We start from the raw sequence: 9,304 nt of genomic DNA on the forward strand, positions 1-9,304 counted from the left end.
CTCAGCCCCCGCGCACGGCCAGCACGCGCTGGCCGCCATGCGCGCAGACCCGGTTGCGGCCTTCTTCCTTGGCCGCATACAGCGCCTGGTCGGCTGCCTTGACCACCCCGGACGGCCGCGCATCCACGCGGCTGTCGGCCAGGCCGATGCTCACCGTCACCTGCACCACCTGGCCCGTGCCGCCACGCCCGCGCTGCTGCTGCCCGGCTGCATCGTCCCGGCTGCGCGTGCTGCGGTCGCGCAGCTGCATGCGGCTGTCCTCGATGCTCTGCCGCAGCGCCTCCACCGCATCCACGCAGGCCGGCGCCGGCCGGTCCAGGAACACCACCGCGAACTCCTCGCCGCCGTAGCGGAACGCGCGGCCGCCGTCGCCCACCCGCGCCAGGCGCGACGCCACCAGCTTCAGCACGTCATCGCCGGTGTCGTGGCCGTGGGTGTCGTTGAACTTCTTGAAGTGGTCCACGTCCACCATGGCGATGCTGTAGGTGCCGGCGGCACGCTGCAGAGTCTCGTTGAAGGCGCGCCGCCCGGGCAGCCCGGTCAGTTCATCGCGGAACGCCATGTGGAAGGACTCCTGCAGGGTCGCGCCCAGCATCAGCAGCAGCGCTGCCACGCTCAGCGCCGGCAGCAGCGCCGGTTGCAGGAAGATGCGCGGCAGCATCCACCACAGGCACAGCAGCGCCAGCAGCATGGCCGTGTGCAGGGGGCGCGGGTGCTGCCAGGCCTGCCAGGCCAGCGCGGCGGTGGCCAGCAGGAACAGCAGGGCCGGCAGCTGCGCCAGCGCATTCCAGTCACTGGGTATCCAGGCGAAATGCCGGTTCGACAGCAGGTCATGCATGCCCTGTGGCTGCTGCACGGCCAGCAGGATGAAGATGGCCAGCAGGGCGCCGCTGCCGATCCCGCGCAGCAGCAGGTCCTGGCGGCGCCGGCCGCGCTCGGGCCACAGCGCGTGGGCGGCGAACAGCAGCGGCAACCAGCTGGACACGGCATGGAAGCGCAGCGGCGTCAGCGGGCTGATGTAGCCCAGGCGCAGGTAGTGGGCCAGGTCGGGGTGCAGCACCGTGAAAACGGCAGCCACCAGCAGCAGCAGGCACAGCGTGCGCACCTGGTTGTACATCAGCGCCAGCCCCGAACCCAGGCAGGCCAGCAACCACGGCAGCACGCGCTGGCCGGTCCGGCCGACATCTTCGTTACCCAGCGTGGTCCACAGCACCAGCGCGACCAGCAGGGCAGGCAGCACGAACAGGTAATGCGCAGGCTGGCGGAGCGGATGATGGGACAAGCGGTCATTCCAGCGCGGTCACTACACGGCCGCAGCACTGGCGTTAGCGGCGTCGCTGCGGGGTTCTTGAATGGGCACGATGTGAATGCGCCGGCGCCGTGCAATGACATCGCGCTCACCCGCCGCAGCCGAAGCTGGGCCCATGGACAGCGCAACCCTCGCCGTCGCTGCCCCGCAGCGTGAACTCGCCAGCCACTTCGCCCATGTGCGCGGACGCAGCCAGCAACTGGCCGCACCGCTCAGCGCCGAAGACGCGATGCTGCAGAGCATGGACGATGCCAGCCCGGCCAAATGGCACCTGGCCCACACCACCTGGTTCTTCGAACGCTTCGTGCTGGCCAGCGTGCGCGGCCACCAGCCATGGGATCCCGCGTGGGATTTCCTGTTCAACAGTTACTACAAGAGCCTGGGCCCCGCCCACGCACGGCCGCGCCGTGGCCTGCTGTCGCGGCCCTCGCTGCAGCAGGTGCGCGACTATCGCCGGCACGTGGACGAGCAGGTGCTGGCGCGCCTGGCCGACGGCGACCTCGGTGAAGCAGCGCTGCAGCACCTGCAGCTGGGCCTGCAGCACGAACAGCAGCACCAGGAGCTGCTGCTGACCGACATCAAGCACGCGCTGTGGTGCAACCCGCTGCAACCGCCCTATCGCGAAGACCTCGCGGCGATCGCCAGCGTGCCCAGCGCGCTGGGCTGGAGGGCGCAGGACGAGCGCATCGTCACCGTCGGCGCAGCGCGCTGGCCGCAGCAGGCGGCCTTCGCCTATGACAACGAATCGCCGCCGCACCGCGTGTTGCTGCCCGCGCACGCCCTCGCCGAGCGCCCGCTCAGCAACGGCGAGTACCGCGCCTTCGTCGATGCCGGCGGCTACCGCGACCCGCGCTGGTGGCTCAGCGAAGGCTGGGCGCTGTGCGAAGCCGAAGGCTGGCAGCACCCGCTGTACTGGCACGGCGACCTGCAGCGCGAGTACACGCTGGGTGGCTGGCGCGATCTCGATCCGCATGCGCCGGTCTGCCACCTCAGCTATTACGAAGCCGATGCCTGTGCGCGCTGGCACGAAGCGCGGCTGCCGACCGAGTTCGAATGGGAAGCCGCCGCCGCCACGCAGCCGCCCAACGGCCACTTCGCCGACGACGACCAGCTGCATCCGCATGCAGGGCAGGGCAGCGGCCTGCGCCAGCTGTTCGGCGATGTCTGGGAATGGACCTCCAGCGCCTATGGCGCCTACCCCGGCTTCCAGCCCTTCGGCGGCAACCTGGGCGAATACAACGGCAAGTTCATGTGTGGCCAGTGGGTGTTGCGCGGCGGCAGCTGCGCCACCCCGCGCGGCCACGTACGCAGCAGTTACCGCAACTTCTTCAATCCACCGGCCCGCTGGCAGTTCTCCGGCGTGCGCCTGGCGAGGGATCTTCCATGAGTACCGTGCAGGACGCGCTGCAGGCGCTGACCGACCTCACCCCCGGCCGACAGCAGATCCTGGCCGACGCCGTGGCCGGCCTTTCGCGCGCCGCGCGCCAGCTGCCGTCCAAGTATTTCTACGATGCACGCGGCTCGCGCCTGTTCGAGCAGATCACCCACACCCCCGAGTACTACCCCACGCGCACCGAACTGGCGCTGCTTGACCGGGTGCTGCCGGAGATCGCCCGCGCCGTCGGCGCGCATGCCCACGTGGTCGAACTGGGCAGCGGCAGTGGGCGCAAGACCGCGCGCCTGCTGGCCGCCCTGCAGGACCCGGTGGCCTACACCCCCATCGAGATTTCGCGCGCCGCGCTGCTCTCCAGCATCGATCACCTGGCCCCGGCCCTGCCGCAGGTGGAGATGCTGCCGGTCTGCGCCGATTTCACCCGCCCGGTGCAGGTCCCCACGCCGGAACGCCCGGCGGCGCGGCGCCTGCTGTTCTTCCCCGGCTCCACCCTGGGCAACTTCGCGGGCGACGAAGCGATCGCCCTGCTGCGTGCGATGCGCCAGACCATGGGCGATGACGGCCTGGCGCTGGTCGGCATCGACCTGCACAAGGACCCGGCGCTGATCGAGGCCGCCTACAACGATGCCGACGGCATCACCGCCGCCTTCACCCTCAACCTGCTGGCCCGCCTCAACCGTGAAGTGGGCAGCGACTTCGATCTCGATGGCTTCCGCCACCAGGCCCGCTACAGCACCGCGCGCCTGCGCATCGAAACCGATCTGGTCAGCCAGCGCGAACAGGACGTGCACCTGGACGGGCAGACCTTCCACTTCCAGGCCGGCGAGCCGATCCGGGTCGAGTACAGCCACAAGTACACCGAGGCCAGCTTCAACCACCTGCTGCAGCAGGCCGGCCTGGAAACCGTCGCCCACTGGGACGCGACCGACCCCGCCTACGGCCTGCGCCTGCTGCGCGCCTCCGCTCCGCATCGCTAGCGCCTGGCCATGCCTGGTGGCTGCCACACGGTCCGCCCGCGCTAACATGGCTCCAGCACCGGCACCACGGAGGACGCCATGCCCTTGATGACCACGCTCGGCCTGGCCGCCGCGCTGGCCGCGCCGTCGCTGGCGCCAACGACGCCCGCCGCGGATCCAGCCTTCGCCCGCTGCATGACGCAGTTGCAGGCCACGGCCGCCAAGCAGGGCGTGGCCGCGGATCGCTTCACCGCGATCACTGCCGGCCTGCAGCCCGACCCCAGCGTGCTGCCACTGCTGGACGCGCAGCCTGAATTCACCACGCCCATCTGGGATTACCTGGCTGCGCTGGTCGATCGCCCGCGGGTGGATGACGGCCGCGCGATGCTGCAGCAGCACCGCGACCTGCTGCAGCGCGTCTCAGTGCAGTACGGCGTCGATCCGGCCACCATCGTCGCCGTATGGGGCGTGGAGAGTGACTATGGCCGCGTGTTCGGCAAGCGACCGCTGCTGCAGTCGCTGGCCACGCTGTCCTGTGCCGGCCGGCGCCAGCCCTTCTTCCGTGGCGAACTGCTGGCGCTCATCAGGCTGATCGAGCAGGGCGACCTGCAGGCGCAGGGGCTCACCGGTTCATGGGCCGGCGCCTTCGGCCACACCCAGTTCATGCCCAGCACCTACGCACGCATCGCCGTCGACGGCGATGGCGACGGCCGCCGCGATCTGGTCGGCAGCATTCCGGATGCACTGGCCTCCACCGCCAACTATCTCAAGCGTGCCGGTTGGCGCAGCGGCGAACCGTGGGGCATGGAAGTGCGTGTTCCCGAGGGTTTCAAGACGGCGCAGGCCGGGCGCACCCAGCGTCGAGCGCTGGCGGACTGGCGCGCACTGGGCATCACCGGCCTGGATGGCAGCGCCCTCGCGCCGCCGGGCCTGCCGGCCGATGCCCGCGCGGCCCTGCTGCTGCCTGCCGGCAGCAAGGGCCCGGCGCTGCTGGTGTTCCGCAACTACGATGCGATCTACAGCTACAACGCCGCCGAAAGCTACGCACTGGCCATCGCCACCCTGGCTGACCGGCTGCGTGGCGGCAATGGGCTGGCCACGGCCTGGCCCACCGATGATCCCGGCCTGGGCCGCGACGAGCGCCGCCAGCTGCAGACCCTGCTGCTGGCCCGCGGCCACGATATCGGCAGCGCCGATGGCATGATCGGCAACGCCAGCCGGCGCGCGATCCAGGTCGAGCAACGTCGCCTGGGCTGGCCCGATGCCGATGGCCGCCCCGGCCAGCGCATCCTGCGCGCGCTGCAGGCCGAACCGCGCACGCCGGCCACGCCCACCCGTTTCAGCCTTCCCGCCAACTACAGTGCCGCGCAGTCGCCGGCCATACGGAGTCGATCCACCGTGCAACAGATCCAGGGTGTCAGCAGCGGCCAGTTCCAGGGACTCGATGCCTGGCTGGTGGAAACCCCCGAGGCCACCGCCGCCATCAGCGTGTTCGGCGGCCAGCTGCTGTCCTTCGTGCCCAAGGGCCAGCCCGATGTGATGTGGCTTTCGCCCAAGCGTGCCGAGCTGCCGACCCCGATCCGTGGCGGCAGCCCGGTGTGCTGGCCGTACTTCGGCCGCCAGGGCCAGGGCAACGATGTGCCGGCGCATGGTTTCGTCCGCACCCTGCCGTGGGAACTGCAGCAGGCGCGCCGGCTCGACGACGGCAGCATTGAACTGACCCTCGCGCCGCCGGCGCTGCAGGATCTCGGCCTGCGCCTGACGATGACCGTGCGGGTGGGCCGCGAACTGCGCCAGCAGCTGGTCACCGAGAACACCGGCACTGCACCGGCTACCTTCACCCAGGCCCTGCACAACTATTTCCGCGTGGGCGACGCCACCCGCGTCGAGGTGGACGGCGTGGACGGGGTGACCTACCAGGACAAGTACGAGAACTACGCCCAGACCCGCCGCCAGCAGGGGCCGTGGTCGCTGCGCGACCCGCGCGACCCGGGCCGCAGCGACCGCATCTACAGCCCGGCCGGTGGCCGCTACGTGCTGCGCGACCCGGTGCTGAAGCGCCGCATCGAGCTGCATACCGAAGGCAGCCGCGCGTTGGTGGCGTGGAACCCCGGTGCTGAAGCCGCAGCGAAGATGGCCGATGTCGGCGATGGCTGGCGCGACTACGTCTGCCTGGAGGCGGCCAACGCCGGTCCCGATGTGGTCACCGTAGCCCCGGGCGGCCGCCATGTGCTGGTGCAGGTGATCTCGGCATCGCCTCTGTAGCCGGCGCCAGGCCGGCTGCTTTTGACCGCGGGCCCGTCATGGCACCGGGTACTAGTCGCAATCTGCACGGAACGCAGCCGACCTGAGTCCCCGGATGCCGCCCGGACACCCTCATCCGGCCCGGGAAAGGACCAGGCCATGGGCTTTTCCAGGCCGGATCGACAGCAGTGACGCTATTGGCCTGGACTGGCCTGCAGCACTCGGCAAGCATCCCTCGCACCGTCACGACGGCGGTGCAAGGGTGCCCGGTGCGGCAGGAACAAGGAGAGGCTTCATGGAAGAAGGGCGGTGGCACTACACCGATGGCGGCAGCCACCACGGGCCATACACGCTGGCCGAACTTCGGCACCTGCTGGAAAAGCGGACCATCACGCCGGAAACGTTGCTGCAGCGCGAGGGCGATTACGGCTGGCGGCCTTTTGCCGAAATCGACATGGCGGCAGACGCGCCGGTCGCTGCGGCCGCCCATGATCCCTACCGCGCACCCGCAGCCGCAGTCGGTCCGGAAACGACCGCAGCGAGCGCAGTGGATCACCTCGGCGGTGAGATGGCGCCGTATGCCGCGTTCGTGGGCCCGCGCTTCGCCGTCTATCGCCAACGCTGGCGGCTGGACTTCGGCGGCGCCAACGCTGCCAGCACGTGGCACTGGCCGGGCTTCCTCTTCGGGGTCATCTGGATCATGTACCGCAGGATGTACGGTATTGCGGCGCCCTGGTTCGGCTTGATGATCACCCTGTTGGTGCTCGAGAAGCTCGCCGGCCTGCCCGAGCTGGTCACCTTGCTCATCTCTATGGGGCTGTCCATCACGGCGGGCGTCTGCGGCAACGGCTGGTACCTCTCCCACTGCCAGCGGAACATGGCCGAGGTACGCCGCCTGCGCGGCTACGATGAACCACGGCGGCTGCGCGCGCTGGCCGAGCGGGGCGGCACCAGCGTGGGTTCCGCGCTCGCCGCCCTCGGTGTAGCCCTGGCCATGAGCCTACTGGGTGCGCTCATGGCGGCCTGAACCGTCTCAACCTGATGTGCGTGGCCGCAGTACCAGCAGGCACAGCGAACCTGCCACCAGCCCCCAGAATGCCGAGCCGATGCCGGCCAGTGATACCCCGGAGGCGGTGACCAGGAAGGTGACCAGCGCGGCCTCGCGGTCGCGCTCCACGGCCAGGGCGCTGGCCAGGCTGTTGCCGATGGTGCCGAACAGGGCGATGCCGGCCACGCAGGCGACCAGTTCCTTGGGGAAGGCGGCGAACAGCGCCGCCACGGTCGCCCCGAACAGGCCGATCACGATATAGAAGGCGCCGGCCGCCATCGCTGCGGTGTAGCGGCGCGCGGGGTCCTCATGTGCATCGCGGCCCATGCAGATCGCCGCGGTGATCGCCGCCAGGTTCAAGGCGTAGGCGCCGAAGGGGGCCAGCAGCGTGTTGACCACGCCGATCCAGCCGATCACCGGCGAAATGGGCGCGCTGTAGCCGGAGGCGCGCATCACCGCCACCCCGGGGATGTTCTGCGAAGCCATGGTGACCACGAACAGGGGCAGGGCGATGCCGGCCACCGCCTGCCACGACAGCGAGGGTGTGACCCAGTGCGGGGTGGCCAGCTGCAGGTGCAGGTCCTGCGCATGCAGCAGGCCGCGGCTGGCGGCGATGATGATGCCCACCAGCAGCGTGGCGATCACCGCATAGCGCGGGAACAGGCGGCGGCCGGCCAGCCAGGTGACGAACATCGCCAGGGCGAGCACGACCTGGGTGTTCATTGCCACGAACACATCCAGGCCGAAGCGCAACAGCACGCCCGACAGCATGCCGGCGGCCAGCGCCATCGGTACCCGCTGCATCAGGCGGGCGAAGATGCCCGAGAAGCCGGCAATCATGCCCAGCACTGCGGCGAGCAGGAACGCGCCGGTGGCTTCGGACAGCGAAGCGCCACCAGCACCGACCACCAGCATCGCCGCGCCGGGGGTCGACCACGCGGTGACCACCGGCACGCGGTAGCGCAGCGACAGGCCGATACAGGTCACGCCCATGCCCAGGCCGAGCGCCCACATCCATGAAGCGATCTGTGCCTGGTTGGCGCCGACGGCCTGTGCGGCCTGGAACACGATCACCGCCGAACTGGCGAAGCCCACCAGCACCGTAATGAAGCCGGCCACGATCGCCGGCACCGAAAGATCGCGCCACCACACCTGTCGAACCTGCGTGCCCATCGCTGTCTCGTCTGTATGCATCCGTACATACATAGCGCTTGCGGCGTTGACCGCGCAACGCGCGGGCAACGCCGCAGTGATGCTGGCACGCACGCTATGCATGGCGCAGGCGACGTCTTTGCCATCTTCCTGAAAAAAAGTGTTGACGAATCCTGCAGGATCTCTAGAATTCGCTCCCTTGCTGCGGCGTGGCAACTTCCTCGGAAGTGACCCGCCAACAGCGACGCCACACCGGCGAACGAGATGATCGAACGAAGGTGTTGACGGACTCAGAAAGTCCGGCATAATAGCCGGCTCGCAACGACGAAAGACCTTCGGGTCCAACGACGAAGCAGCATCGGCAACAACGTCCACTCCGGTGAGGCGGCCTTGAAAAAGGTGTTGACGAAGCGAAAAGGCCGGCTATAATGGGCGGCTCGCTACGAAGGAAACTTCGCAGCACACGGGAACGGCGCTGAGGCCACTTCCCAGGATCTTTGAAAGTATGCGCAGGTATCTTGTGAAGGCGCCTGCAGGAAGGATGACTGTCCATCTTGCAGACGTTTGATCAAGCAACTATTAATTGTTTTAAAGCAAGCGATACGTTGCCAGCATCAATCATCTGCAGCTTTAAATTTTGATCTTCGGATCATGTAGTTTTAAGTGAAGAGTTTGATCCTGGCTCAGAGTGAACGCTGGCGGTAGGCCTAACACATGCAAGTCGAACGGCAGCACAGTAAGAGCTTGCTCTTATGGGTGGCGAGTGGCGGACGGGTGAGGAATACATCGGAATCTACTTTTTCGTGGGGGATAACGTAGGGAAACTTACGCTAATACCGCATACGACCTACGGGTGAAAGCAGGGGACCTTCGGGCCTTGCGCGATTGAATGAGCCGATGTCGGATTAGCTAGTTGGCGGGGTAAAGGCCCACCAAGGCGACGATCCGTAGCTGGTCTGAGAGGATGATCAGCCACACTGGAACTGAGACACGGTCCAGACTCCTACGGGAGGCAGCAGTGGGGAATATTGGACAATGGGCGCAAGCCTGATCCAGCCATACCGCGTGGGTGAAGAAGGCCTTCGGGTTGTAAAGCCCTTTTGTTGGGAAAGAAATCCAGCCGGCTAATACCTGGTTGGGATGACGGTACCCAAAGAATAAGCACCGGCTAACTTCGTGCCAGCAGCCGCGGTAATACGAAG

6 protein-coding genes and 1 rRNA gene are annotated in these 9,304 nt (G+C 68.1%); 5 read left to right on the forward strand and 2 right to left on the reverse strand.

What is annotated here, in order from left to right; translation table 11 throughout:
- Window position 1: 1 nt before the first annotated feature.
- Complete coding sequence (locus AC3WL7_RS17520) at window positions 2-1,282, reverse strand: GGDEF domain-containing protein (RefSeq protein WP_492752032.1); 1,281 nt, start codon at window positions 1,280-1,282, stop codon at window positions 2-4.
- A gap of 142 nt (window positions 1,283-1,424) precedes the next feature.
- On the opposite strand from AC3WL7_RS17520, the gene egtB reads away from it, so the two are divergent.
- From egtB to AC3WL7_RS17540, 4 genes are all read left to right on the forward strand, one after another.
- Window positions 1,425-2,696, forward strand: coding sequence for an ergothioneine biosynthesis protein EgtB (gene egtB, locus AC3WL7_RS17525; RefSeq protein WP_492752034.1), 1,272 nt, complete (start codon window positions 1,425-1,427; stop codon window positions 2,694-2,696).
- A complete protein-coding gene (gene egtD / locus AC3WL7_RS17530; RefSeq protein WP_492752036.1) occupies window positions 2,693-3,679 on the forward strand; it encodes an L-histidine N(alpha)-methyltransferase in 987 nt (328 codons plus the stop codon). The genes egtB and egtD overlap by 4 nt, the downstream gene beginning before the upstream one ends.
- Before the next feature lie 87 nt (window positions 3,680-3,766).
- A complete protein-coding gene (locus AC3WL7_RS17535; RefSeq protein WP_492752041.1) occupies window positions 3,767-5,923 on the forward strand; it encodes a lytic murein transglycosylase in 2,157 nt (718 codons plus the stop codon).
- 274 nt (window positions 5,924-6,197) lie between these two features.
- Window positions 6,198-6,929 (forward strand): GYF domain-containing protein, encoded by a 732-nt coding sequence (locus tag AC3WL7_RS17540; RefSeq protein WP_492752038.1) that lies wholly within the window; start codon window positions 6,198-6,200, stop codon window positions 6,927-6,929.
- Between the two features lie 6 nt (window positions 6,930-6,935).
- On the opposite strand, the gene AC3WL7_RS17545 is transcribed toward AC3WL7_RS17540, so the two are convergent.
- Entirely contained in the window at window positions 6,936-8,123 is a 1,188-nt protein-coding gene (locus AC3WL7_RS17545) for a benzoate/H(+) symporter BenE family transporter (RefSeq protein ID WP_492752043.1), read from the reverse strand.
- A 639-nt stretch (window positions 8,124-8,762) separates the two neighbouring features.
- On the opposite strand from AC3WL7_RS17545, the gene AC3WL7_RS17550 reads away from it, so the two are divergent.
- Window positions 8,763-9,304: ribosomal RNA gene (locus tag AC3WL7_RS17550) — 16S ribosomal RNA — on the forward strand; the annotation flags it as partial.

This window comes from Stenotrophomonas sp. FW305-3-2-15-E-LB1 (genome assembly GCF_058787375.1).

What these genes read in the sequence shown, in the direction of transcription:
- AC3WL7_RS17535 (WP_492752041.1), top strand. Translation starts at nt 3,767, where the DNA reads ATGACCACGCTCGGCCTGGCCGCCGCGCTGGCCGCGCCGTCGCTGGCG.
- egtD (WP_492752036.1), top strand. Translation starts at nt 2,693, where the DNA reads ATGAGTACCGTGCAGGACGCGCTGCAGGCGCTGACCGACCTCACCCCC.
- egtB (WP_492752034.1), top strand. Translation starts at nt 1,425, where the DNA reads ATGGACAGCGCAACCCTCGCCGTCGCTGCCCCGCAGCGTGAACTCGCC.
- AC3WL7_RS17540 (WP_492752038.1), top strand. Translation starts at nt 6,198, where the DNA reads ATGGAAGAAGGGCGGTGGCACTACACCGATGGCGGCAGCCACCACGGG.
- AC3WL7_RS17545 (WP_492752043.1), bottom strand. Translation starts at nt 8,123, where the DNA reads ATGGGCACGCAGGTTCGACAGGTGTGGTGGCGCGATCTTTCGGTGCCG.